The 24,143-nt window shown below is 42.2% G+C and carries 28 protein-coding genes; 27 read left to right on the forward strand and 1 reads right to left on the reverse strand.

Features of this window, described 5'->3' with window-relative positions; all coding sequences use genetic code 11:
* The first annotated feature begins 302 nt into the window (after nt 1-302).
* The 24 genes from spoIVA to BN1067_RS13740 all read left to right on the forward strand — a co-directional run bounded on the left by spoIVA (nt 303) and on the right by BN1067_RS13740 (nt 21,434).
* On the forward strand, nt 303-1,781 hold the full coding sequence (gene spoIVA / locus BN1067_RS13625; protein WP_053219393.1) for a stage IV sporulation protein A: 1,479 nt from the start codon (nt 303-305) through the stop codon (nt 1,779-1,781).
* Between the two features lie 426 nt (nt 1,782-2,207).
* Nucleotides 2,208-2,480, forward strand: a complete 273-nt coding sequence (locus tag BN1067_RS13630) for an HU family DNA-binding protein (RefSeq protein ID WP_035426707.1) — start codon at nt 2,208-2,210, stop codon at nt 2,478-2,480.
* Between the two features lie 175 nt (nt 2,481-2,655).
* On the forward strand, nt 2,656-3,465 hold the full coding sequence (locus BN1067_RS13635) for a heptaprenyl diphosphate synthase component 1 (RefSeq protein ID WP_053219394.1): 810 nt from the start codon (nt 2,656-2,658) through the stop codon (nt 3,463-3,465).
* A 5-nt stretch (nt 3,466-3,470) separates the two neighbouring features.
* Nucleotides 3,471-4,187 (forward strand): demethylmenaquinone methyltransferase, encoded by a 717-nt coding sequence (menG, locus tag BN1067_RS13640; RefSeq protein WP_053219395.1) that lies wholly within the window; start codon nt 3,471-3,473, stop codon nt 4,185-4,187.
* Between the two features lie 16 nt (nt 4,188-4,203).
* Complete coding sequence (gene hepT, locus BN1067_RS13645; protein ID WP_053219396.1) at nt 4,204-5,175, forward strand: heptaprenyl diphosphate synthase component II; 972 nt, start codon at nt 4,204-4,206, stop codon at nt 5,173-5,175.
* Nucleotides 5,176-5,262: 87 nt separating this feature from the next.
* Entirely contained in the window at nt 5,263-5,709 is a 447-nt protein-coding gene (gene ndk, locus BN1067_RS13650) for a nucleoside-diphosphate kinase (protein WP_053219397.1), read from the forward strand.
* 337 nt (nt 5,710-6,046) lie between these two features.
* Entirely contained in the window at nt 6,047-6,820 is a 774-nt protein-coding gene (locus BN1067_RS13655) for a CheR family methyltransferase (RefSeq protein WP_053219398.1), read from the forward strand.
* A 159-nt stretch (nt 6,821-6,979) separates the two neighbouring features.
* Nucleotides 6,980-8,146 carry a chorismate synthase gene (gene aroC, locus BN1067_RS13660; RefSeq protein WP_053219399.1) on the forward strand — a complete coding sequence of 389 codons (1,167 nt, stop codon included), beginning with the start codon at nt 6,980-6,982 and terminating at the stop codon, nt 8,144-8,146.
* A complete protein-coding gene (gene aroB / locus BN1067_RS13665; protein WP_053219400.1) occupies nt 8,147-9,226 on the forward strand; it encodes a 3-dehydroquinate synthase in 1,080 nt (359 codons plus the stop codon).
* Nucleotides 9,223-9,585: a chorismate mutase gene (gene aroH, locus BN1067_RS13670; protein ID WP_053219401.1), complete on the forward strand. Its 363-nt coding sequence runs from the start codon at nt 9,223-9,225 to the stop codon at nt 9,583-9,585. The genes aroB and aroH overlap by 4 nt, the downstream gene beginning before the upstream one ends.
* Before the next feature lie 15 nt (nt 9,586-9,600).
* The gene (gene hisC / locus BN1067_RS13675; protein WP_053219402.1) at nt 9,601-10,707 is read left to right on the forward strand and encodes a histidinol-phosphate transaminase; all 1,107 of its coding nucleotides are present in this window, start codon (nt 9,601-9,603) and stop codon (nt 10,705-10,707) included.
* Nucleotides 10,704-11,804, forward strand: coding sequence for a prephenate dehydrogenase (locus tag BN1067_RS13680; protein WP_053219403.1), 1,101 nt, complete (start codon nt 10,704-10,706; stop codon nt 11,802-11,804). Before hisC ends, BN1067_RS13680 begins: the two co-directional genes overlap by 4 nt.
* 14 nt (nt 11,805-11,818) lie before the next feature.
* A complete protein-coding gene (aroA, locus tag BN1067_RS13685) occupies nt 11,819-13,117 on the forward strand; it encodes a 3-phosphoshikimate 1-carboxyvinyltransferase (protein ID WP_053219404.1) in 1,299 nt (432 codons plus the stop codon).
* Nucleotides 13,118-13,169: 52 nt separating this feature from the next.
* Nucleotides 13,170-14,045 (forward strand): hypothetical protein, encoded by an 876-nt coding sequence (locus tag BN1067_RS13690; RefSeq protein ID WP_053219405.1) that lies wholly within the window; start codon nt 13,170-13,172, stop codon nt 14,043-14,045.
* A 34-nt stretch (nt 14,046-14,079) separates the two neighbouring features.
* Entirely contained in the window at nt 14,080-15,342 is a 1,263-nt protein-coding gene (locus BN1067_RS13695; protein ID WP_053219406.1) for a tetratricopeptide repeat protein, read from the forward strand.
* 29 nt (nt 15,343-15,371) lie between these two features.
* Nucleotides 15,372-15,932, forward strand: a complete 561-nt coding sequence (locus BN1067_RS13700) for a ReoY family proteolytic degradation factor (protein WP_053219407.1) — start codon at nt 15,372-15,374, stop codon at nt 15,930-15,932.
* 101 nt (nt 15,933-16,033) lie between these two features.
* The gene (locus BN1067_RS13705) at nt 16,034-16,492 is read left to right on the forward strand and encodes a YpiF family protein (RefSeq protein ID WP_053219408.1); all 459 of its coding nucleotides are present in this window, start codon (nt 16,034-16,036) and stop codon (nt 16,490-16,492) included.
* A 25-nt stretch (nt 16,493-16,517) separates the two neighbouring features.
* A complete protein-coding gene (locus BN1067_RS13710) occupies nt 16,518-16,712 on the forward strand; it encodes a hypothetical protein (RefSeq protein ID WP_053219409.1) in 195 nt (64 codons plus the stop codon).
* Between the two features lie 251 nt (nt 16,713-16,963).
* Nucleotides 16,964-17,473, forward strand: a complete 510-nt coding sequence (locus BN1067_RS13715; protein WP_053219410.1) for a QcrA and Rieske domain-containing protein — start codon at nt 16,964-16,966, stop codon at nt 17,471-17,473.
* Between the two features lie 3 nt (nt 17,474-17,476).
* Nucleotides 17,477-18,151: a menaquinol-cytochrome c reductase cytochrome b subunit gene (gene qcrB, locus BN1067_RS13720; RefSeq protein ID WP_026570134.1), complete on the forward strand. Its 675-nt coding sequence runs from the start codon at nt 17,477-17,479 to the stop codon at nt 18,149-18,151.
* A gap of 32 nt (nt 18,152-18,183) precedes the next feature.
* Nucleotides 18,184-18,963 (forward strand): menaquinol-cytochrome c reductase cytochrome b/c subunit, encoded by a 780-nt coding sequence (locus BN1067_RS13725; RefSeq protein ID WP_053219411.1) that lies wholly within the window; start codon nt 18,184-18,186, stop codon nt 18,961-18,963.
* Between the two features lie 92 nt (nt 18,964-19,055).
* Nucleotides 19,056-19,643, forward strand: coding sequence for a lipoprotein heptaprenylglyceryl N-acetyltransferase LhaT (gene lhaT / locus BN1067_RS13730; protein ID WP_053219412.1), 588 nt, complete (start codon nt 19,056-19,058; stop codon nt 19,641-19,643).
* A 269-nt stretch (nt 19,644-19,912) separates the two neighbouring features.
* Entirely contained in the window at nt 19,913-20,674 is a 762-nt protein-coding gene (locus BN1067_RS13735; RefSeq protein ID WP_053219413.1) for a sporulation protein YpjB, read from the forward strand.
* Nucleotides 20,675-20,744: 70 nt separating this feature from the next.
* The gene (locus BN1067_RS13740) at nt 20,745-21,434 is read left to right on the forward strand and encodes a zinc metallopeptidase (RefSeq protein ID WP_053219414.1); all 690 of its coding nucleotides are present in this window, start codon (nt 20,745-20,747) and stop codon (nt 21,432-21,434) included.
* A gap of 73 nt (nt 21,435-21,507) precedes the next feature.
* Here BN1067_RS13740 and BN1067_RS13745 read toward each other — a convergent pair whose 3' ends face one another.
* Nucleotides 21,508-22,383 (reverse strand): YitT family protein, encoded by an 876-nt coding sequence (locus BN1067_RS13745; RefSeq protein ID WP_053219415.1) that lies wholly within the window; start codon nt 22,381-22,383, stop codon nt 21,508-21,510.
* Between the two features lie 185 nt (nt 22,384-22,568).
* Between BN1067_RS13745 and BN1067_RS13750 the strand changes: the two genes are divergently transcribed.
* From BN1067_RS13750 to mgsA, 3 genes are read left to right on the forward strand one after another with little or no spacing between them, the layout of a single operon-like run.
* The gene (locus BN1067_RS13750; RefSeq protein ID WP_053219416.1) at nt 22,569-22,925 is read left to right on the forward strand and encodes a nucleotide pyrophosphohydrolase; all 357 of its coding nucleotides are present in this window, start codon (nt 22,569-22,571) and stop codon (nt 22,923-22,925) included.
* Entirely contained in the window at nt 22,918-23,718 is an 801-nt protein-coding gene (dapB, locus tag BN1067_RS13755) for a 4-hydroxy-tetrahydrodipicolinate reductase (RefSeq protein WP_053219417.1), read from the forward strand. Before BN1067_RS13750 ends, dapB begins: the two co-directional genes overlap by 8 nt.
* Nucleotides 23,719-23,728: 10 nt before the next feature.
* The gene (gene mgsA / locus BN1067_RS13760) at nt 23,729-24,130 is read left to right on the forward strand and encodes a methylglyoxal synthase (protein WP_053219418.1); all 402 of its coding nucleotides are present in this window, start codon (nt 23,729-23,731) and stop codon (nt 24,128-24,130) included.
* Nucleotides 24,131-24,143 lie beyond the last annotated feature (13 nt).

The raw sequence follows: 24,143 nt of genomic DNA on the forward strand, positions 1-24,143 counted from the left end.
TCCAAAAGAGGGTTGTTGCGATTCCCGGTTATGTTATTCGTAAGGGGAATGGGGCTTCCTCCAGGGTGCTTGGCAAAGAGTGCTCTGGAGAAGCTTGGTCTAATTTGTCCATCTCTATATCGACTAACAATCTAATTTGAAAAAGTCTGAAGGCATATCTACAAGCATCCCTTATCCTTGCATTATTTTTTTATTCAACTTTTTCATTTAAACAAGTCATATTTTGATAGGACAACGTCATAGAATTTAAATGTCAAAGATTCGTAATCGTTCTATGGCGAAGTAGACCGGGAGGGGATTTTTTGGAAAGAGTAGATATTTTTAAAGATATCTCGAAACGGACCAATGGAGATATTTACCTGGGAGTAGTAGGGGCTGTACGTACAGGTAAATCAACCTTCATTAAAAAGTTTATGGAGCTCGTCGTATTGCCAAACATCCAGGATGAAGGAGAAAGAGCAAGGGCACAGGATGAATTGCCGCAGAGCGCAGCTGGCAAGACTATTATGACTACTGAGCCTAAGTTTGTTCCGAATCAAGCTGTTTCGATTCAAGTCGATGAAGGTCTCGATGTAAACGTTCGGGTAGTAGATTGTGTCGGTTATACAGTGAAGGGTGCCAAAGGCTTTGAAGATGAAAATGGCCCGAGAATGATCAATACTCCTTGGTATGAGGAGCCAATCCCGTTCCATGATGCAGCAGAAATCGGTACGAGAAAAGTGATTCAAGAGCATTCGACCATAGGAGTGGTCGTAACAACGGATGGATCGATTGGTGAAATACCACGTGAGGATTATTTGGAGTCAGAAGCTCGAGTTGTGGAAGAACTGAAAGAAGTTGGCAAGCCATTTATCATGGTAATCAATTCGGTGCAGCCGTACAAACAAGATACGGAACTGCTGCGGCAGGAATTATCCGAAAAGTATGATATTCCTGTATTGGCAATGAGCGTGGAAAGCATGGGGGAACACGATGTGTACAACGTCCTCCGGGAAGCTTTGTATGAATTTCCTGTTCTTGAAGTCAATGTAAATCTTCCGAGCTGGGTGATGGTTTTGAACGAAGACCATTGGCTCCGCGAGAACTATCAATCAGCTATTCAGGAAACAGTCAGGGATATCAAAAGGCTGAGGGATGTCGATCGCGTTGTCGGCAATTTCAGTGATTATGATTACATCGATGGAGCGAAGCTGGCCGGTATGGAAATGGGTGAAGGAGTAGCTGAAATCGATTTGCAAGCACCCGATCATTTGTACGACCAGGTTCTGAAAGAAATAGTCGGGGAGGAAATCAGAGGAAAAGATCATCTTCTTGAGTTAATGCAGGATTTTGCCAATGCCAAACGGGAATATGACCAGGTTGCTGAGGCATTGCAGATGGTCAAACAAACCGGTTATGGTGTGGCAGCACCAACGTTGCAGGATATGGTGCTTGATGAACCGGAAATCATCCGCCAGGGATCACGATTCGGTGTGCGATTGAAAGCCGTGGCACCTTCCATTCACATGATCAAAGTGGATGTGGAATCAGAGTTTGCTCCTATCATCGGTACGGAAAAACAAAGCGAGGAACTGGTACGATATTTAATGCAGGACTTCGAAGAAGATCCGTTATCCATTTGGGAATCGGACATATTCGGAAGGTCCTTGAGCTCCATTGTACGGGAAGGCATTCAAGCGAAGTTATCTTTGATGCCGGAAAATGCCCGGTATAAACTGAAAGAAACGCTGGAACGCATTATAAATGAAGGCTCCGGCGGATTAATAGCAATTATTCTTTAGCGGCTTCCACAAGGCCGCTTTTTTGTTTTGTATGTGCACGGATTCCTCCCTTGCTGTGAACATATCATAGAGCGTTAGAGCCTGCAGAATGATGGAAGCAACTCTTGGGCAAAATTTGTTACAAATTGCAACAGAATTCATAAATCTGTTGCAATTTTACTTTACTCACCATAAAACTGCTTGATGACAGTATTCAACTGTGATACTATCCAAATATGCCCGGGCTTAATAAATACAGGAAATACGCACAAAAAATGAATAAAGTTGCTGATTTTTGTTGAATTTCCTTAAAAACTCGTTTATTATAAGCCATGTCATCTTTTTAATAGATGACGCAGGTATAAAATACTTAATATTGGTGAACAAATGGAAGTATGACTTCATTGTTCGAAACATGCAAGCAACGATTGGGAGGAGGTGAATGTCATGAACAAAACTGAACTAATTAACACAGTCGCAGAAAAAAGCGATCTTTCTAAAAAAGATGCTACAAAAGCTGTTGACGCAGTTTTTGAATCTATCATGGATTCACTTAAAGACGGTGAGAAAGTACAATTGATTGGTTTCGGAAACTTCGAGGTACGCGAGCGTGCTGCACGTAAGGGACGTAATCCTCAAACAGGTGATGAAATTGAAATCCCTGCAAGCAAGGTTCCTGCTTTCAAACCGGGTAAAGCCCTGAAAGACAATGTAAAATAATTTACATAAGGGCAAAAGGGTGCAATTTATGCACCCTTTTTATTTTTGTTTAAAAAGGATTGTTCCTTTGGTACTTACTCTTTCAAATGATAAGATACTTTATGCGATAACAAGTGAGAGTTATGTTATACTATAGAATAGACAAGATATCGGGATATTGCATGAAAGGGCTAGGGTGATTACTTTGAAAACATCGAACTTACCGCTCGCAGAAATGAAAGAAGCGATTGAAGAGAAGATACAACATTCTTATTTGCAGAAGTATATTCAAAAGCCCGTCATTGATGAAGATAAACTATACATCCTATCCTCTATCGTTAAAAATACTACATATTCGGAAACAAAAAAGAAAAATTACATTATAACCGTCATGCTGGTACAAATCGCCCTGGATACCCATGATTTGGTTTCAAAGCATGCGGAAAAAAATGAATCCGACCGTACCAAAAAACAACGGCAACTGACGGTGCTGGCCGGTGATTATTTCAGTGGTCTGTATTATTATTTTTTATCCCAGCTTAATGATATAGCGATGATCCATACACTTGCTTCTGCGATTAAGGAAATCAATGAATTGAAAATGACAGTTTATTATAAAGAGTTCGACTCCATCGAAGAGTTCATGGATGCGTTGATGCAGATTGAGTCATTATTAATACGTCGTGTGGCAGAATTTTTTGAACGATCAGCTGTCAATGAATTTACGAGCAACTTGCTATTGACGAGGAAATTGATTAAAGAAAAGCACAATTATCTTCAGCAGGAGCATTCACCTGTCTTCGATTTACTGACAAAAGGACCTGCTCATAATATTCACTATAATCAAATCGTCAATACCGTTGAGCAATTCATCCAGCGCAGTTTTTCCAGAGTGGAAGAGACCGTATCCCAGCTTCCAGTCCACTTTCAATCGCTGAGGTCCTATACGAATAAGGTGATCTATGAGTATATAGGGAACAATTCCAAAATAGTGGAGGAAGGTTGACCGCAATGAATCAGCAAACAAAAGAAGAACGTGTCCATCACGTTTTCGAAAAGATATATAATCGATATGATGTCATGAATTCCATCATTTCTTTTCAGAGGCACAAGGCATGGCGGAAAGATGTCATGAAGCGCATGGATGTCCGGCAGGGCGATTCTGCATTGGATGTGTGCTGTGGAACAGGTGACTGGTCTTTGTCTTTAGCTGATGCTGTAGGAGCAGCCGGAAAAGTAGTAGGACTTGATTTCAGTAAAAATATGCTTTCGGTCGGCAGAGCAAAACAGCAAGAACAGGGAATCGATCACTTGGAGTTCGTTCATGGAAATGCCATGGAACTTCCATTCGACGATGACAGTTTTGATTTCGTGACCATCGGATTTGGGTTGCGAAATGTGCCAGATTACATGCAGGTTTTGAAAGAGATGACCAGAGTAGTGAAACCCGGCGGCAAAGTGGTATGTTTGGAAACATCCCAGCCGACTGCGATCGGCTTCCGACAAGTATATTACTTTTACTTCCGTTTTATTATGCCATTGTTTGGAAGAATGTTTGCAAAAAGCTATGAGGAATACTCTTGGCTTCATGAGTCTGCAAAAGATTTTCCGGGCAAACAAGAGTTGTGGACAATGTTTTTGGAAGCCGGATTAACCAATGTGCAAATGAAAGGCTATACTGGCGGAGTTGCCGCCATGCATATGGGTGAAAAGCCATCTCAAACTTAATGCAAAGGTGACAAACATGAAATTAGCAATGACTTATTCTTATTTAAAGCAAGACTTGGATCAAATCGAAAAAGCCCTCGATCAGACGATACATGCGAAGCACCCGGTTCTGAGGGATGCCTCCCAGCAATTGCTCCAGGCTGGAGGGAAACGCCTGCGCCCGGTATTTGTACTGCTGTCTGCAAAATTCGGAGATTATGATATGGAGCGGATGAAGACGATTGCGGTTTCGATGGAATTAATACATATGGCTTCACTTGTACACGATGATGTGATTGATGAATCCGAACTTCGCCGGGGCGAGCCGACTGTTAAAGCAAAGTGGGATAACCGTGTTGCTATGTACACAGGTGATTATATATTTGCCCGTTCACTTGAATATTTAACGTCTTTGGAAAACCCTCGGGCCCACAAGCTATTATCGGAAACAATCGTGGAACTATGTATAGGGGAAGTAGAACAAATACGGGATAAGTATGTGGTGAACCAGAATGTCCGAAACTATTTACGCCGAATCAAGCGGAAGACTGCTCTTTTGATATCTTCCAGCTGCCGACTTGGGGCAATAGCGGCAGAGGTACCGGAAACGTATGAAAAGGCCTTGCTGCGATACGGATATCATATTGGAATGTCCTATCAAATTATTGATGACATTCTTGATTTCACAGCTTCAGAGAAGGAGCTTGGAAAACCTGCTGGAAGCGATTTACTTCAAGGAAACCTGACGTTGCCAGTGTTTTATGCCATGGAAGACCCCGTTTTCCGTTCTGAGTTAACTACGCTGTTTGATGATCCTTCACGGTTGACGACACAAGACATCCGGCCATTTATCGAAAGGATTAAATCTTCAGGAGCAATCGAAAAATCCATTGAGCTGAGTGAAAGATATTTAGCGAAAGCATATCAATCACTTGACCAGCTTCCCGATATTAAAGCCAAGCAGACACTAAAGGATATCGCCAAATATATCGGCAAACGGAAATCATAATAGGATTGTAATTCTCGCAATAATTTGATAGACTTTACTAGGTTAGCGCTTTCATACATACCAAATTATCGCGAAGAGGTGTAAGTCATGGAAAAAACATTTATTATGGTTAAGCCTGATGGGGTACAGCGAAATTTAATCGGCACAATTGTCGAAAGGTTTGAAAAAAAGGGTTATCAGTTAAGAGCTGCAAAGTTAATGCAAATTAGCGAGGAATTAGCTGGCGAGCATTACGGAGAGCACAAAGGAAAGCCGTTTTATGGTGAACTGGTTTCCTTTATCACATCCTCTCCGGTTTTTGCTATGGTTTGGGAAGGGGAGAACGTCATCGCATCTGCTCGTCAGATGATGGGTAAGACCAATCCTCAAGAAGCATCACCTGGAACGATAAGAGGAGATTTTGGCGTTACAGTAGGCAAGAATGTCATACACGGTTCGGACTCTCTTGAAAGCGCCGAGCGAGAGATTCATCTGTTTTTCGATGAAAAAGAACTTTTGCAATACGAATCAAACAATAAAAACTGGTTGTACTAATTAAAAAACCCCTGCTTAGCGGGGTTTTTTAGTTTGAAACGCCGCTCTATTCCACAAGCTGCACTGTTGGCTTTATAGAGCAAATTAGCATAACTGAGGATAAGTGAGATTCCTGCGGTGAAACGGGCGACCGAGACCCACAGTGGGCTTACCCGAGGAGGGTCGGGCGTTCGTCTAAGAATAACAACTTTCGGCAGAGAGCCTACTTATTTCAGGAAAGAGAGACTCACTTTGTCGTTTTTTTGTATTTCTCATAGATGTAAATTTTTATTTACTTATTTTATAAATTTCTTTAGGATAATAATTATCATAGATGGGAGAAGAGGAGAAAGTCAAAATGAAAGACTATCAGGAATTCACTGCTTTGATCCATAGGAAAACGGGGCTTAACTTGCACCTTTATAAAGAAGTGCAGATGAAAAGGCGCTTGAACACACTTAGAGAAAAGCGGGGTTATAAGGATTTCCTTTCCTATTACAAGGCAATGTCAGAAGACGATACAATGTTAAAAGAATTTTTGGATAGAGTGACGATAAATGTTTCGGAATTCTATAGGAATTATCCAAGATGGGAAGCTTTAGAGAAAAATATACTACCTTCCCTATTAAAGAAGAAAAGAAAACTGAAGGTTTGGAGTGCGGCCTGTTCAACTGGAGAGGAACCTTATACGATTGCTATGATATTACGCCAATATATGGACCCGGCGGATATTACGATACTTGCGACAGATATAGATGAGACGGTATTGGAAAGAGCAAAAAAAGGTCTTTACCCGGAACGTTCTTTAAAGGAAGTACCACAAGCAGTCAAACAACAATACTTCCATCAGGAAGGAGCTTTATTTCGGGTGGATGATTCAATCAAAAGGTTGGTTCAGTTTAAAAAACACAATCTGCTTTCTGATCGATTTGAACAAAATGTAGATATGATTGTTTGTAGAAATGTACTTATCTATTTCACGGAGGAAGCGAAACAAAAAGTTTATCTAAATTTCAGCAAATCCTTGACCAAAGATGGTGTGTTTTTTGTGGGGAGTACGGAGCAAATCTTCCAACCTCAGCAATATGATCTTAGCGTCATCGACAATTTCTTTTATCAGAAACAATCTTAATGCATTACAGAAGGCGCTCTCTTTAAGGGGGCGCCTTTCTTAAAGGGAAAAGGGAGAATAAATACAGAATTGTAAACGTTTTCTGAAAATTTTTCTGCCCACAAGGATTACAAGGTATGATATAGTAGTACAAAATTAAATGTATATGGAGGTATATTCATGCGCTATTTAACCGCCGGAGAATCACATGGCAAACAATTAACCACTATTATCGAAGGATTACCTGCCCAGCTTCCTTTAACACGGAAAAATATCAATGAATCTTTATTGCGTAGACAAAAAGGGCATGGCAGAGGTAAGCGGATGCAAATAGAAAAAGACCTGGTTGAAATAGCAGGCGGCGTGCGCCACGGGTATACCCTTGGTTCACCAATTGCGATGGTAATACATAATGACGATTTCAAACATTGGGAAGATATCATGGGAGAAGATCCGTTTCCAGAAGGACAAAAAATCCGCAGGACCGTAACAAGGCCAAGACCAGGACATGCTGATTTAAATGGTGCAATGAAGTATGGCCATAGAGACATAAGGAATGTGTTGGAGCGTTCTTCAGCCAGGGAAACAGCAGCAAGAGTAGCCGCTGGTGCAGTAGCAAAAACCCTGCTTGCCCAGTTGGATATCCATGTAGTCGGCTATGTAAAAGAAATAGCTGGAATAGAAGCCAATGATAGACCAGGCATAACAATGGAAGAGCGAAAAAGAATTTCCGAGCAATCTCCTGTCCATTGTCTGGATGATGAAGCAGGACGAAAAATGATGGATGCCATCGACGAGGCTAAAAAAGAAGGAGATTCGATTGGCGGCGTGTGTGAAGTCTATGTGGAAGGAATGCCTGCAGGTGTTGGTTCCTATGTCCATTATGACCGGAAACTAGACGGACGAATCGCTGGGAGCGTTGCCAGTATCAACGCCTTCAAAGGAGTTGAGTTCGGTATCGGATTTGAAGCTGCAAGAAGGAATGGAAGTGAAGTGCACGATGAAATTGCCTGGGATCAGGAGAGAGGCTATTACCGTAAAACAAATCGGTTAGGAGGATTTGAAGGCGGAATGACGACTGGCATGCCTATAGTAGTAAAAGGTGTAATGAAGCCTATTCCGACACTCTATAAACCACTTCAAAGTGTAGATATCGATACCAAAGAGCCTTTCTCAGCCAGTATTGAGCGTTCCGATGCATGTGCAGTGCCGGCAGCTTCTGTGGTAATGGAACATGTAGTAGCGTTCGAGCTCGCAAAAGGCTTATTGGAACAGTTTCCGCATGACCAATTCCCAAAGCTGAAAGAAGCAATCGAAGCATACCGGGAAGAAATCAGGGGATTTTAAATGAATTCTCTTACCATTAAGACAGCTACCAATCACTATCAAGTACATATTGGGGAAAAAATCAGGCATAAACTAGCATCATTTCTTCCGAAAGATTACCGAACCATCATGATTGTAACGGACAGCACAGTTGCTGATCTTTATTTAGAGGATGTAAAAGCTGCTTTTGGACTGGATCAACGCGTTTTCTCCTCGATTGTTCCTTCTGGAGAAGGATCCAAGAGCAAAGATGTTTATTTTGACTTAGTGACGGATTGCATTGACCGTCAGCTTGATCGCCAATCACTGATGATAGCGCTTGGCGGGGGAGTAGTTGGCGATTTGGCAGGATTTGTTGCAGCGACTTATATGCGGGGCATTGATTATATTCAAGTACCGACCACGATATTGGCCCATGACAGTAGTGTAGGTGGAAAGGTTGCTATCAATCATCCGGAAGGAAAAAACTTGATAGGAAGTTTTTATCCTCCTCAGGCAGTTATTTATGATGTCGAAACTCTGTACACGCTTTCCGAACAGGAAATCCGTTCAGGTTATGCAGAAGTGGTTAAACACGGGTTGATAAGTGATATAGATTACTTCGACCATGTTATTACCTATGGGGGAATCCACAAGCTTTCCAGTTCGGTTTTGATGGATCACTTGCTCAGAGGCATAAGGGTTAAGGCCAAAATTGTCGAACAAGATGAGAAAGAAAGTGGAATAAGGCAGTTTTTGAATTTTGGCCATACCTTTGGTCATGCTCTCGAAGCTGAGCTCGGGTATGGAGCCATTACACATGGAGAGGCTGTAGCGATAGGAATGCTGTTTGCGATGAGAGTAAGCGAGGTTATCTATGGTAATAACCTTCCTATTAATAAACTGCATAGTTGGATGAAGAAAAACGGATATCCAATGGACTTAACCGATTTAGATACAACAAAGCTGATCAAACGAATGAAAATGGATAAAAAATCTAAAAACCAACGCATTCAGATGGTTTTGATGAAAAAGGTAGGACAGCTTGAAGTACGAGAAGTAGATGATAAATTGCTGCTTGACATTGCCGATGATTTTTTAGGGGAGTTGGTGGGAAATTGATTAGAGGAATAAGAGGAGCCACGACTGTTTCGAAAAATGACGCCGAAGAAATAATTTCAAATACGAAGGAGCTCGTGATCGAAATGGCGAAAGCCAATGAAATTTCGCCGGAGGACATTGCGACTGTGTTGATCTCTGCCACAGACGACATCAATGCCGGATTTCCAGCCAAAAGCCTTCGGGAAATCGACGGCTGGAAGTACGTACCTGTCATGTGTATGAAAGAAATAGAAGTTCCGAATAGTCTGCCGAAATGCATCCGTGTTATGATGACAGTTAACAGTAATGCACGGCAGGAGGATGTCCGGCATATCTATCATAACCAGGCGGTGCAGCTAAGACCAGACTTGTTGCGTTAGAGAGGAGACGGAATAATGTTAGCAAAAGAAGTATTCAAAGGGATGGCACCTTATAAACCCGGTAAACAAATTGAAGATGTTAAGGCGGAATATGGACTTGAGAAAATAACCAAGCTAGCTTCCAATGAAAACCCGTTTGGCTTCTCCCCAAAGGTTGAGCAGGCTTTACCTGAATTGATCAAAAACTTGGAAGTCTATCCAGATGGTTACTCTACGGTTTTGCGTACTAAACTGGCGCAAAAACTTGGCGTTGATGGGGAACAATTGATTTTTGGTTGTGGTTCTGACGAGGTCGTGGAAATCATTAGCCGAACCTATTTGGATGAAGGCACAAACACGGTAATGGCTCATCCTACTTTCCCTCAATATAAACACAATGCATTGATTGAAGGAGCTGAAATCAGGGAGGTTCCCTTAATCGATGGTTATCATGACTTAGAGGGAATGTTGAATCAGGTTGATGATCAGACAAACATTTTATGGTTATGTTCTCCGAATAATCCGACCGGTGCTCTGATCGGACAAAACGATTTCAGATATGTGATGGAAAATTGCTCGAAACACGTTTTGGTCGTAGTAGATGAAGCTTACTATGAATATATCGAGACGGAGGATGCACCTGACACAGTAAAAGCATTGGAAGAATACCCCAACCTGATCGTCCTCAGGACCTTTTCCAAGGCTTATGGTCTTGCGGGTTTACGAATCGGATATGGTATTGCCAGCAAAGAGATTGCAACACTTCTCAATATTACCCGCGGACCTTTTAATACAACATCCGCCGCACAAAAAGCAGCGCTGCTTGCATTGGAGGATGAAGCATTTTTACAAGATTCCGTAACTACCAATATCGAAAATAAACATCAGTTTATGAAATTCTGCGACAAAGAGGGATTGAGTTATTATGATTCAGAGACCAATTTCCTTTTCGTCCAATTGCCTGTCAGTGGTGATGAAATGTTTGAATATTTGCTTAGTAAAGGGTTCATTGTCCGGTCCGGCGATGCCTTGGGGCATCCAAATGGAATTCGGGTCACCATTGGAAAGCTTGAAGATATGAAAGAACTCGAATTATATATAAGTGAGTATCTTGCTTCCTTAAAAGAAGGGAAGTTACAGTGAAAAAAACGGTCTTGATCGCCGGTCTTGGATTGATCGGCGGTTCTATCGCATTAACCATCAAACAAACTGGAAAACACCATATGATAGGCTATGATATCAATCCTGCAGTGTTGGAATATTGTTTAATGAATGAAATCATCGACGAAGGAATGAGTGATTTCCGCAAGGCGGTGGTCAAGGCGGATTTTGCGATATTGGCAGCTCCGGTATCGAAAACGGTTGATCTCATTCAGCAGCTCGATACGATTGATTTAGATAAAACATTGATTGTTTCGGATGTTTCTTCTGTAAAACAACCGATTATGAAGGCGGCCCAATCTCTTGAATCCCCGAATATCCAGTTTATTGGTGGTCATCCGATGGCTGGGTCTCATAAGAAAGGGATAGAGGCAGCAAAAGTACATTTGTTTGAAAATGCTATTTATGTCCTGTCTCCAATGTATAATTGTACCGATGAATCAATTGAAGAATTAAAGGGTTTGTTGCAGGGAACAAAAAGTAATTTCATTACCTTAGATCCGGTGGAGCATGATGAAATGACGAGTGTGATATCGCACTTCCCCCATTTGATCGCTTCTTCGCTGGTACATCAGGCGAAAAATTGGCAGGAAACCCACCCGTATATACCGAAACTTGCCGCTGGTGGTTTCCGCGATATAACCCGCATAGCATCCAGCAATCCTGACATGTGGCAGGACATATTTTTTCATAATAGAAAAGGGATGGCTGGATTATTGGAGGACTGGATATCGGAAATGAGTTCCTTAAAGGACCTGTTGGTAAATGGGGATCGGGAGACGATGTATCATTATTTAGAGCAGGCCAAGATATACAGGGATGGACTGGCTCCAAAGAAAAAGGGGGCAATTCCCGCCTTTTACGATCTGTACGTCGACATACACGACCAGCCTGGAGCATTGCTGAAGGTGGTAGAATTGTTGGCTGCCAACCAAATCAGTATTAATAATATTGAAATTTTGGAGATCCGCGAAGGAATTACCGGTGTTCTTCGATTAAGTTTTCCAGACAAAAAGTCCCAGCAGGACAGCGAACAGATTTTATCCGGCAAAGGATATGAAACAACCATTCAAGAATAAAAGGAGAAAAGAAAATGGCGAAGCGAACATTCCATCCGGTTAACTCTCCTCTCACTGGAGAATTAACGGTTCCAGGCGATAAATCTATTTCCCATCGTGCTGTGATTTTCGGGTCTCTGGCCGAAGGGACTACAGAGATCACACACTTTTTACATGGAGAAGACTGTTTACGGACCATTGATGCTTTTCGTGCGATGGGTGTGCAAATAGAAGTGAACGAGGAAAAAATCATTGTACATGGAAAAGGAGCAAGTGCGCTCGAAGAACCTTCCCGGCCCATTAACTTAGGTAATTCCGGAACGACAGCCCGGTTATTGTTGGGAGTCCTGGCTGGTTTGCCGCATCATTTTGTTTTATATGGGGATGAATCCTTATCCAGGCGCCCGATGGATCGAGTAACGGTGCCATTGCGACAGATGGGAGCTGAAATTGACGGAAGATCCGATGGAAAGTTGCTGCCCCTGGCAATCAGAGGAGGGCAGCTGCAGCCGATCTCCTTTGAGCCGCCTGTTAAAAGTGCGCAGGTTAAATCCTGTGTTCTTTTGGCAGGCCTCCTTGCAGATGGCCAGACGGTCATAACCGAGAAAACTCCGACTCGAAATCATACGGAAACCATGCTGGAAGGGTTCGGTGCAAAGCTCGACATCCAGGGTGACGTGATATCGATAAACGGGAAACAAGCACTAAAAGGTACCAATGTGGAAGTGCCAGGCGATATCTCTTCTGCCGCTTTCTTTGCAGCTGCGGCTGCGTTAGTGCCAGGTAGCTCGCTTCTTTTGAAGCGGGTAGGTTTAAATCCGACTAGAACGGGGATCCTTGAAGTTCTTAAAAACATGGGGGTTAATTTAACCATCCTTAATGAGGAAGTGAAGGGTGGAGAGGCCTTAGGTGATATCCAAATCGATTATGCCCCGCTTAAAGGCACGATTATCGCGGGAGATTTAGTTCCGCGTCTGATAGATGAATTGCCCATCGTTGCCTTACTAGCTACCCAGGCAGAAGGTGAAACACGAATTCGTGATGCGGAGGAATTAAGGTACAAAGAAACAGACAGAATTGCTGCGGTCACCAATACGCTTAAAGCGTTGGGCGCAACGGTGAAACCTACAGAGGATGGCATGATCATTCAAGGGAAAACCCCTTTGCGAGGGGGTAACACAGATTCATTTGGGGATCACAGGATCGGCATGATGGCTGCTATTGCCTCTTTGATAACGGAAGGGGAGGTAACGTTGACGAATCCCGACTGTATCAATATTTCTTACCCTGCATTTTTTAATCATCTGGAAAAAGTCACTGCCGTTCATTCATAGTTGTCCATCATCCCTCATAGTTTGTATAAATCCTGCAAGGAGGCATACATGCATGGGGGTTTATTATTTTTTTAACGAACGTGTTTTTGACGAAGATGGATGGAAGTCGAAGAGTTTGATAGTGGAAAACGGAAAATTCACCCGCCGGCTTATCGACAAGGGTGCAGCCAAAGAAATGGAAACGAAGCAATTTTGGGTTGGTCCTGGAAAAGTCTACTTGGATATAGAAGAACCTGTTTATCAACAAGCATCACCGGAAATGACAATAAAAAAGTTTATTTATCGAGGATGTACACTGCTGCTTTGTCAATTGCAAATTTACAGTCATAGTGATTATAAAAGAAGGTTTTTTTCATTCCAGGATCAGTTGGCTGATTTTCCGATTGATTACATGATTGTCCCAAGGGTACCTTTGTCCCAGTTACGCCCAGATATGGTGCGTTTTTTTGGAAGGCAGAAAGTGCCTTTTATATTAGCCGTTCCGCATGTCGGCTTGGAATGGGATGCAGTGAAATGGGAATGGATCCAGCAAGCCCAAAGCCTTACCAAAATACCGCTCTTTCTTCTTTCTACCACCAACCGTAATAGCCGGCAGCTTTCCGTTCATTGGAATGGTATAGATCCAAAACTCGATATTACGGTTGTGGAGCAGAAAGATCTAGCGCTTCCTTTACCTAAAAAACTGTTAAGAAAGACAGGAATTTCCCCATATAAAGGCGAAATATTACCCCATGCCAGCGCAGATTATAATCTATTCCTTCTGAAAGAAATCCAATCCATTGATGAACCGTCCAATTTCAGATATCATAAAGCTATTCCTGAGGTTACAGTGGCCAAAGGAAAAGTAATCAAAGTAAACCACGTAGTTAAATGTCTGGAAGGGAATGGCGTATATAACCATGTTTCCATTCCGGGGCATTTTGTATAAATGGGTGGGCAGTATTGAGAAAGGATGTCCTAGGTTGCAAGAAATTCATGAAGCAATAAAACTGATGGAACAAAATAAAACAGAAGAAGCGATCGAAAGACTGGAAACATACCTTCCCCTTGCAAATGAAGAGGAAAAATATACAATTGGTGAACTTTATATGCAATGGGGGATGCTGGAGGAAGCAAAATATATTTTTCAGGCACTATCCGATCAGTATCCCAATGAAGCCGAACTGAAAATCCTGCTGGCTGAAATCCACACCGATCTGGACGAAGATGAGGAAGCAATAGACGTGTTGAACAGATTTTCTCCGGAGGACGAGGAATACATGGAATCACTTGTGCAACTGGCGGACTTATACCAAGCGCAAGGTCTGTATGAGGTGTCTGAACAAAAATTGCTGGAAGCCAAAAACTTTGACCCTTCTGAGCCGGTAATCGATTTTGCGCTGGGGGAGTTGGCTTTTTCTACCGGAGAATATCAAAAATCGATTCCCTATTATGAGAAAGTGGCGGAGGTGCAGCCGATCCTTGGTGATATCGAAATTGCTGCCAGACTTGCAGAGGCTTATGCAGCAACCGGAGAATTTGAAAAAGCAATCGATTATTATCAAGGAATGGAAAGCGAAAATCCCGACAATTTATTTAAATATGGATTCACTGCATATAGGGCTGAACGGCCTGATATTGCGATAAAGGTTTGGGAGCAATTGATAAAAAGCGACCCTTATTACCAGTCTGTCTATTTGTATTTAGCTCAAACTTATGAGGACGAGGGAATGCTTGAAGAGGCTTATGAAACTGCCAAGAAAGGGTTGCAAGCAGATGAATTCAATAAAGAGCTTTACCATCTGGCAGGAGTGCTTGCACATAAGTTGGGACATCAGGTAGAAGGATATAAACTTGTCGAAGAAGCAGTAGCTATGGATCCAGGGTTCAAAGAAGCAGTTTTGTTTTTAATCGAAACATATAAAGAAGGCGGAGATTACGAAGCGATCGTTGAGCTGTTGACTGGGCTGATCGATAATGGGGAAGAGGATGCCAATTACAACTGGGAACTTGCAAGGGCTTATCAGGAGACAGAATCCTATCAAGATGCATTAATTCAATATCAAACCGCATATAATAGCTTTACAGAAGACTCAGATTTCCTCAAAGAATACGGATATTTTCTTGTGGAAGAAGGGAGGACGCAGGAAGCCAAAGAAGTGTTTGCCAAGTATCTTCAATTGGAGCCAAGTGATACAGAAATCGAGGAATATCTCAGCCGTTTGAACGATACGGAGGAATTTTAACTCTCTTTAAGAAGGAGGGAGCACTTGCGTTGAACACGCCTATTTCTATAAAGGATAAAAAAGAGTTTATCCGCTGGTTTTTACGTAACTATCAGTTGAAAAGACGAGAAAGCGTATGGATATTAAATTATTTAATCAATCATGAAAACCTATTAGAGAGAGTCCATTTTATCAGGGAGGCAAGGTATTGTCCACGGGGGATTGTCATCTCTACCTTCTGCTCTGAGGAAGCTCCCTTTCGTTTTTATAAAAATCATATTGTCACGACAGATGCAGAAAAATCTTTTCATGATATCAGGCTGAACCGAAAAGACCCTGTCTACATCCAACTCAATTTTAAAAATGCGAACCAATCTGCATCCTATGTTGCGGTTTTGGAAGACAATCCCTATCTCCCAGATGACTATTTTATTACGAAAAAAGACCGGCTCGCGGCGAGGAATTTGCTGGATAAGTCCATTTATGATAATCAGAAACAGAGATTACAATCCCAAATAGACTTAGCATTGGACAATCGAGATCAAAGGACGTTTAGCAGGTTGATTAAGGAACTGAAGGAACTGGAACAAAGATTCTCTCGATTAGAGTAAGAATTGGATATAAAGAGCGAATTTCACTTTTTTAAGATGAAATTCGTTCTTTTTTATGATAATTTTATTAAAGTGACAAAGAATAGGAAAGGTGACAGCCGATGCAATGGAACAAACAAGATGTGGGACAGTATTTTACAGCAGAAGAGTACATTGATACGTTACTCGTTCCTTTGATGCCTGTAACGTTTACAAATCAGCAGGAAATGAAAAAGAGTGCTGCCCAGTTAGAAACAGCTACTATTTTTGTTAAAGAAATGGAAAAGGAATTTAAAGGCAGGATTTTTTTAATGCCATCCTATCACTACATGGCTTCGCAAGATTTAAGTGAGGAAGTATCCAGACTTAATGACTGGACGGAAAAGGCCAGTGAACGCCCGTTTAGGCACATATTCTATTTTAGCTTTGATCCACATTGGAAGAAACAAGAGCGAAACTTAAATGGTAATTTGTTATGGCTTCCGGCCATCCAGTCAGAGGACATCCAATCCAAAGAAACACAAACAATTCTCAAAAATCAAATCAATCAACTAACCGACCTAATCAAAACCTATTGGTAGTGTCAAAAGCGGAAACGACCGAAAAGTGACGAATCAACTGGACGCCCCGCAGGAGATAAAGGAAACACGTGAGCGAAAGCAAACGATGTTGACTTATCGTACGGAGGGAAGGGAAGTTGAAAAGTCACTGGGAGTTGAAGCTGGCCGAATCAAAAGCGGAAACGACCGAAAAGTGACGAATCAACTGGACCGCCCCGTAGGAGATAAAGGAAACACGTGAGCGAAAGCAAACGATGTTGACTTATCGTACGGAGGGAAGGGAAGTTGAAAAGTCACTGGGAGTTAGTATTCGGGCTCAGTTCTGGTGAGAAGGTAGAGAGATTCTCATCAAGCCATTCAGCGCTTGGTGGATAATCTTGGGCAGCCTGCCTATAATTTATTGACCGGACAAACAGATTGCGCTATCATGGATATGTCCTAGTAAACTAATGATTATCATGTGTTGGATTTTAGCATAGAGGGGGGTAAACCATGAGTGAAAAGAGACAACAAGTGTCCCGTCGCCAGTTTTTGAATTATACACTTACAGGTGTAGGCGGGTTTATGGCTGCCGGAATGCTTGCGCCGATGGTTCGTTTTGCTATCGATCCTGCATTGAAAGCAACTACAACTGGCGATTTTAAAGCTGTTGAAGATGTAGAAAACATTACCGAAGAACCTACCCGGATTGATTGGGAGATTGATCAGGTCGATGCTTGGTACGAGTCAACGGTGACAAAAACTGCTTGGGTCTACAAGGATGAAAACGGTGATATTGTGGCACTGTCTCCGATTTGTAAGCACCTTGGCTGTATGGTTACATGGGCTGGAAATGATGATTATCCAGATCAGTTCTATTGCCCGTGCCACGATGGCCGGTATTACAAGAGCGGTGAGAATGTTCCAAATACACCGCCTTCGGAAGGCTTGGATTACTACGAATATAAAATTGAAGATGGGACCTTATTGCTTGGACCTACAAAACCGAGAGGGGAGGCGTAATCTATGCTGCAAAAACTTTATGACTGGGTAGACGAGCGCGTTGATATTACGCCTTTATGGCGGGATATTGCCGACCATGAGGTGCCGGAACACGTCAATCCAGCACATCACTTTTCGGCGTTTGTATATTGTTTTGGCGGATTGACATTTTTTGTGACGGTTATCCAAATTTTATCAGGTATGTTTTTAACGATGTATTATGTACCAGATATTGAAAACGCGTGGAGATCTGTTTATTATCTTCAGACAGAAGTCGCCCATGGACAAATCGTCAGAGGAATGCATCACTGGGGTGCCAGTGTAGTTATCGTTATGTTGTTCCTACATACATTACGCGTATTTTTCCAGGGAGCATACAAGAAGCCGCGTGAATTAAACTGGATGGTCGGAGTACTGTTGTTCTTTATCATGCTCGGACTTGGTTTAACAGGCTATCTGCTCCCATGGGATAACAAGGCTTATTTCGCAACACAGGTAACGTTGGAAATTGCCGAAAAAGTGCCATTTATCGGTGAAGCTACCAAGACATTACTGGCAGGAGACCCAAATATTGTCGGAGCACAAACATTGACCCGTTTCTTTGCCATTCATGTATTTTTCCTGCCTGCTGCATTATTTGCCCTAATGGCTGTCCATTTTATCTTGATTAGAAAGCAAGGTATTTCCGGACCACTATAAGAACGATGACATCGTAAAAAGGAGGGAAAGCTGTGCATAAAGGAAAAGGGATGAAGTTTGTTGGTGATTCTCGAATCACTGCCGAACGCAAACCTAACATACCAAAAGACTATTCAGAGTATCCAGGGAGAACAGAAGCATTTTGGCCGAACTTCCTATTAAAAGAATGGTTGGTTGGTGCGGTGTTTCTAGTTGGATTTTTATGTTTGACTGCCGCCCACCCGGCACCTCTTGAGGGAATTGCCGATCCGACTACTGCAGGATATATACCATTGCCAGACTGGTATTTCTTATTTTTATACCAATTCTTAAAGTATGAATTTGCCAGTGGCCCGTATTTTGTCATAGGAGCGATTGTAGCACCTGGTCTGGCCTTTGGCGGACTTTTGCTTGCCCCGTTTTTGGACAAAAAGCCCGGCAGAAAAGTGTCTCAGCGCCCAATTTCTGTATCGCTAATGTTGCTTGGCATGGCAAGTGTCTTCTGGCTTACATATGAAGCCGCGGAACATGTGGATTGGGAACAAAGAGCTGAGGAAAACACGCCTGAACTGCCAGTTGAAGTCGAAATCGATGAAGACCATCCAGGCTACGAGGTATACCAAAACAATAGCTGTATACAATGCCATGGCGAAAGCTTGGAAGGCGGAGCAGCAGCTCCTCCACTGACTGGTATTGACCATTCAGTAGACGAGATCAAAGATATTGCACAAAACGGTATCGGAGATATGCCTCCTGGACAATTCGAAGGTACAGATGAAGAATTACAACAGTTGGCTGAATTTATTGTCGAAGTCAATGAAAGTGGAGAATAATTGCATGAACAAAACCCTCGCACATTTTCAGGCGGGGGTTTTTTCTATCAGAACTACTTTAACTTGTTTAATAAACAGAAGGGAACGAAGAAATGTATAAATATTGGTTAACCAATAAACAATTTCTCTGGGTATTGCTGGTTGTTAACGTTTTAGGAACAATTTATGGTTATTATTGGTATCGCGGTCAATTGGCTGTAACACCATCGATTTTTCTGCCATTTGTACCGGATAGCCCCACAGCAAGTTTGTTCTTTTGTTTATTTTTAATTTTCTTCCTGGTGGGAAAGCAAGTGCCGTATATAGAAGCATTGGCCATCATAACCTTATTTAAGTACGGGGTGTGGGCAGTAGTGATGAACTTGCTAACCTTATATATGACGGGGGAACTTGCCTGGCAGGGGTATATGCTTATGGCTTCCCATGGTGCGATGGCTATTCAAGGATTATTATATGCACCTTTCTATAAAATCAGACTTCGCCATATCATAGTGGCAGCTGTATGGACTTTACATAACGATATTATTGATTACGTATTTGAGATGATGCCAGTCTATTCGTCGTTAACGGATTACATGAATGAAATCGGGTACTTTACTTTCTGGTTGAGCATCGTTTCCATTGCCATTGCTTACTATCTTACCGTTTATAAACAAAGAAGGAGGCTTAATTTGAGTTAGTAAATCGTTCCTTTTCCTGTGCTTTATCGCCTTTAAGGCAGCAAATGTACTTAAGTTTGTCAAATAAGGATACATCGCTCATGGAAATGTTATAGGAGAACCACCCGGTCCAACCAGCCTTTACTGGGGATACGTGGAAATTACTAGTAATGCCTGCAGTAGTATTGATCTTATTTATATGTAAATAAAGTTAAAAATCAATCCAGCTGGTCTAAACTTGTCCTCCTTCTCATACATTGAAAAAGGAAAAGGTTAGAGAGGGGATCTCGATGAATAGGACAAGGTATTTGCTATTATTTCTCGTTTTTTTGCTAGCTTTGGGGGCTTTTTTTCCATTCTTTTCGGTCTATGCCCACCACCAGGATGTACATTCCTCCATCTACCAGTATGTCCGTTACATACAAGAGGAAAGATATACAGAGGCTGAAAACCTTTTGAACCAACACTCCAGGGAATTTGTAGAATATGCTGCAGGTCGGACTGAAAACATGGACATGGTAGAAGATGTATTGGAACGGAATCTGCAAACTGTCGCGACCCCGAGTGAAGAAAAGTCTCAAAAATACAGCCATGCCATGTCATTGCTGCTTGTCTATGATGCTTTACGGAAGGGCGACGAACCCTTATGGCTTACTTGGAAGAAGGAAATACAAAAAGAACTTGATATCCTGGCAAACCGCGAGAATCCACCTGCCAAAGAAGATATAAATCGACTTGCTATCCGTTGGAATATAGTGGAACCAGCACTCAAGCTGGTTGGTGAAGAAGAGGCTTATTTTGAAACGAGCGCCGCCATCCATTATTTGCTTGCTTCAGCAGACAGTCCAAGCTGGAAAGAGCAGCTTATCACGGCTTCGGGGAAATTACAGCAAATAGAAATAGGGGAAGAGGAAACCCTGAAAAAGAATTTAACGCTGATTTTTATGGTGGCCGCTGTTGGTGGATTTATCATCATCACGCTTTCGTATGTCGCATGGAAAAAGTATAAAGGAGAAAGAGAAAGTCGGGAGAACAAAAGTGAAAATAGTTGACTATCCGCTCATTTTTGACTAAAATTGACCTTAAAGAAACTACTGATTTTTCAACAATGGAGGAATGAGCATGTTCGCTTCGCTAGGCGGCTACTTAATTTATATTGCGTTATTGATGATTATCCCGCTATGGGCACAATCAAAAGTAAAAAACACCTATAAAAAATATTCTCAAGTTGCAACTTCGTCTTATATGACCGGGGCACAGGTTGCCAGGAAAATTTTAGATGATAACGGTCTTTTCGATGTCCAAATTGAAGAAACTCGTGGAACTCTTTCTGATCACTATGATCCTAGAAAAAAGGTTGTCCGACTATCTTCAGACAATTACCATGGCCACTCAATGGCTGCTTCTGCGATAGCCGCACATGAAGTCGGTCACGCTATCCAGGATGCAGAATCCTATGCTTTTCTGCGTTTTCGCCATGCATTGTTTCCGTTAGCAAACCTAGGTTCCAATTTGTCTTTCATCCTGATTATTGCCGGTGCTTTAATGTCAATGATGAACCTTGTTTTAATCGGGATTGTGTTTATGTCATTTGCTGTCTTGTTTCAAGTGGTAACTCTTCCTGTTGAATACAATGCTTCTAATCGTGCGATGGGACAACTGGTTTCTAGTGGAATCATCCGTAATAATGAAGAACGTCAAACGAAAAAAGTATTGAATGCTGCTGCATTGACTTATGTAGCCGCAGCTATGGTAGCTGTAGCTGAATTAATTCGGTTTATTATGATGTTTGTCGTTTCCAATGACGATTAAATAAAAATTTTGCCTGATGGCAAAAACGAAAAGCAGGCGCGCAATGCGCCTGCTTTTTTACTGGACTGCTGGCTTAATCCTGCAAGGGTTGTTTATTTTCGTCCAGGGTAAATCCTTCTCCAAGCACATCGTGTACAGAAGTAACGGCCACAAAAGCATGGGGGTCTACACTGTTAATGATATTTTGCAGACGGACAATCTCGTTTCTGCCGACCACGCAATACAGCACTTCACGATTTTCCCCTGTATATCTCCCTTTCCCTTGCAGAACTGTCACACCTCTGTCCATCTTTTTCATGATCTCTTCGGACACTTCGTGACTGCGGTTGGAGATAATAGTTGCTCCTCTAGCGGCATAGGCGCCTTCCTGAATAAAGTCTATTACCCTTGCGGCCACATAAACGGCTACGAGCGTGTACATTCCTTCGACCAGCTCCAAATAGGTGATGATGGAAGTGGAGATGACGATGGCGTCAAATAAAAACATCGTCTTCCCCATGCTCCAGCCGGCATATTTGTACACAATTCTTGCGATGATATCGACACCGCCTGTCGTCCCGCCATATCGAAAAATGATGCCAAGACCGATTCCGATAGAGACGCCTGCAAAAAGGGCAACAAGGGTCATGTCTGATTCTAAATGAAGATAAAACTGGTGGGCTTGAAAAATACTTAGAAATAAAGATACAGATAATGTTCCGATAATCGTATAAATAAAAGTATTGCGACTTAAAAAGCGCCACCCAACAATGAATGCCGGTATATTCAAGACGATGTTCATAATGGCTGGGTCCCATCCCCACAAGAAATAAAAAAGCAGGGTTATCCCGGTAAAGCCACCTTCCCCAAGCTCATTTTGCATATTGAAATGGACGATGCCGAATGCAAACACAGCAGACCCGAACAAGATAAATAAGGTATTTTTTAATTTGATTCCAAAGAAACTCATTCCATCACCTCTTTTATTAGAGTTACCTTAACCATTATAGACAATCCCCGTTTGCCTAACAATTGATATCGTTCCAATTTTAAAATTTGTCAAAAGCCCTTCTTTTAGCTAACATGATAATTGATTGAATTTACAATAGCCAAGCTTTCCTCCGCATAAGCTTGCAGGAAAAAGGAGTATATGAGATGGATAGCGAAAAAGGATATACGACCGCTGAGATGCAAAAAAGAGTGGATGCATACATAGAACAATTCAAAGAAGGTTACTTTTCACCGCTTAGCCTTATGGCTCGATTGACGGAAGAAGCTGGCGAATTGGCCCGGGAAGTAAATCATTATTATGGAGAGAAGCCGAAAAAAGCTTCCGAACAGGAAAAAACGGTAGAAGATGAATTAGGTGACTTGTTATTTGTAGCTATTTGTTTTGCCAATTCATTAGATATTGATCTTTCCGAAGCATTTGAACGATCGATGAGCAAAATAGAGACAAGAGATAAAAATCGTTGGACAAGAAAAGACAGAGAGGGGAACAATCATGACTAAAACGAGAGTAATTGTGGCAGGACCGCGCGGGAAAATGGGGAGTGAGGCACTGCGAATGATCGCCAAGCAAGAAGATTTGGAGCTTGCCGCTTGTCTCGATCGAAAAAATGACGGCTTGCTTGTAAAAGACATCGACGGCCTGCCTGCATTTGATGCTCGTATTTACGAGGATATGGAAGAATGCTTTCAGAATGTTGAAGCAGATGTGCTGGTGGACTTGACCACACCTGAGTTCGGATATAAGCATACAAAAACGGCATTGGAGTATGGAATTCGCCCTGTAGTCGGGACTACCGGCTTCTCGGATTTACAGCTGGAAGAGTTGTCGAACTTAGCAGAAGAAAAACAATTAGGGGCTGTTATCGCACCTAACTTCGCTCTCGGCGCTGTATTGATGATGCAGTTTTCCAAATGGGCAGCGAAGTACTTTCCTGACGTGGAAATCATCGAACGGCACCATGATAATAAGTTGGATGCACCTTCGGGAACAGCGGTTAAAACAGCCCAATTGATCCAGGAAGTTAGGGAAAGCAAAAATCAGGGCCATCAAGATGAAAAAGAAACCATTCAAGGAGCTAGAGGCGCAGATATCGATGGAATGAAGATTCATAGTGTCAGGCTGCCGGGACTTGTTGCCCATCAGGAAGTTGTTTTCGGAGGATCAGGACAAAACCTGACAATCAAACATGACTCGTTCCATCGCGAATCGTTCATGTCAGGGGTGAAGCTGGCAATTGATCATGTCAGGAAGCTGGATGTGTTGGTTTACGGTTTGGAAAATTTATTGGAATGAGGGGATTTAGGTGAACATAGCTCTTATAGCACATGATAAAAAGAAATCAGATATGATTGAATTTACGATCGCTTACTCGCATATTTTGGAAAAACATCAGCTTTATGCGACAGGTACAACCGGTTCAAAAATTTCTGAAGCGACCAATATGAATATTCATCGCTTTCAATCTGGTCCGCTTGGCGGAGACCAGCAAATCGGGGCAATGATTGCCCAAAATGATATGGATGTTGTCATCTTTTTCCGTGATCCACTTACTGCCCAGCCGCATGAACCAGATGTCAGCGCCCTGATGAGGCTATGTGATGTTTACCAAATTCCTTTGGCTACCAACCTGGGTGCTGCTGAAATTGTCGTACGGGCTTTGGAGCACGGGGACTTTCAGTGGAGAGAAATCGTAAAAGGAAAATAAAAAGTAAGGAAGT

Source organism: Virgibacillus senegalensis (genome assembly GCF_000821245.2).
Lineage (GTDB): Bacteria > Bacillota > Bacilli > Bacillales > Amphibacillaceae > Sediminibacillus > Sediminibacillus senegalensis.

Coding starts and splice junctions, on each gene's coding strand:
- BN1067_RS13735 (WP_053219413.1), top strand. CDS start 19,913: ATGAATAGGACAAGGTATTTGCTATTATTTCTCGTTTTTTTGCTAGCT.
- lhaT (WP_053219412.1), top strand. CDS start 19,056: ATGTATAAATATTGGTTAACCAATAAACAATTTCTCTGGGTATTGCTG.
- BN1067_RS13750 (WP_053219416.1), top strand. CDS start 22,569: ATGGATAGCGAAAAAGGATATACGACCGCTGAGATGCAAAAAAGAGTG.
- hepT (WP_053219396.1), top strand. CDS start 4,204: ATGAAATTAGCAATGACTTATTCTTATTTAAAGCAAGACTTGGATCAA.
- qcrB (WP_026570134.1), top strand. CDS start 17,477: ATGCTGCAAAAACTTTATGACTGGGTAGACGAGCGCGTTGATATTACG.
- ndk (WP_053219397.1), top strand. CDS start 5,263: ATGGAAAAAACATTTATTATGGTTAAGCCTGATGGGGTACAGCGAAAT.
- BN1067_RS13690 (WP_053219405.1), top strand. CDS start 13,170: ATGGGGGTTTATTATTTTTTTAACGAACGTGTTTTTGACGAAGATGGA.
- aroB (WP_053219400.1), top strand. CDS start 8,147: ATGAATTCTCTTACCATTAAGACAGCTACCAATCACTATCAAGTACAT.
- BN1067_RS13630 (WP_035426707.1), top strand. CDS start 2,208: ATGAACAAAACTGAACTAATTAACACAGTCGCAGAAAAAAGCGATCTT.
- aroA (WP_053219404.1), top strand. CDS start 11,819: ATGGCGAAGCGAACATTCCATCCGGTTAACTCTCCTCTCACTGGAGAA.
- aroC (WP_053219399.1), top strand. CDS start 6,980: ATGCGCTATTTAACCGCCGGAGAATCACATGGCAAACAATTAACCACT.
- BN1067_RS13740 (WP_053219414.1), top strand. CDS start 20,745: ATGTTCGCTTCGCTAGGCGGCTACTTAATTTATATTGCGTTATTGATG.
- BN1067_RS13715 (WP_053219410.1), top strand. CDS start 16,964: ATGAGTGAAAAGAGACAACAAGTGTCCCGTCGCCAGTTTTTGAATTAT.
- dapB (WP_053219417.1), top strand. CDS start 22,918: ATGACTAAAACGAGAGTAATTGTGGCAGGACCGCGCGGGAAAATGGGG.
- BN1067_RS13705 (WP_053219408.1), top strand. CDS start 16,034: ATGCAATGGAACAAACAAGATGTGGGACAGTATTTTACAGCAGAAGAG.
- BN1067_RS13745 (WP_053219415.1), bottom strand. CDS start 22,383: ATGAGTTTCTTTGGAATCAAATTAAAAAATACCTTATTTATCTTGTTC.
- BN1067_RS13655 (WP_053219398.1), top strand. CDS start 6,047: ATGAAAGACTATCAGGAATTCACTGCTTTGATCCATAGGAAAACGGGG.
- hisC (WP_053219402.1), top strand. CDS start 9,601: ATGTTAGCAAAAGAAGTATTCAAAGGGATGGCACCTTATAAACCCGGT.
- menG (WP_053219395.1), top strand. CDS start 3,471: ATGAATCAGCAAACAAAAGAAGAACGTGTCCATCACGTTTTCGAAAAG.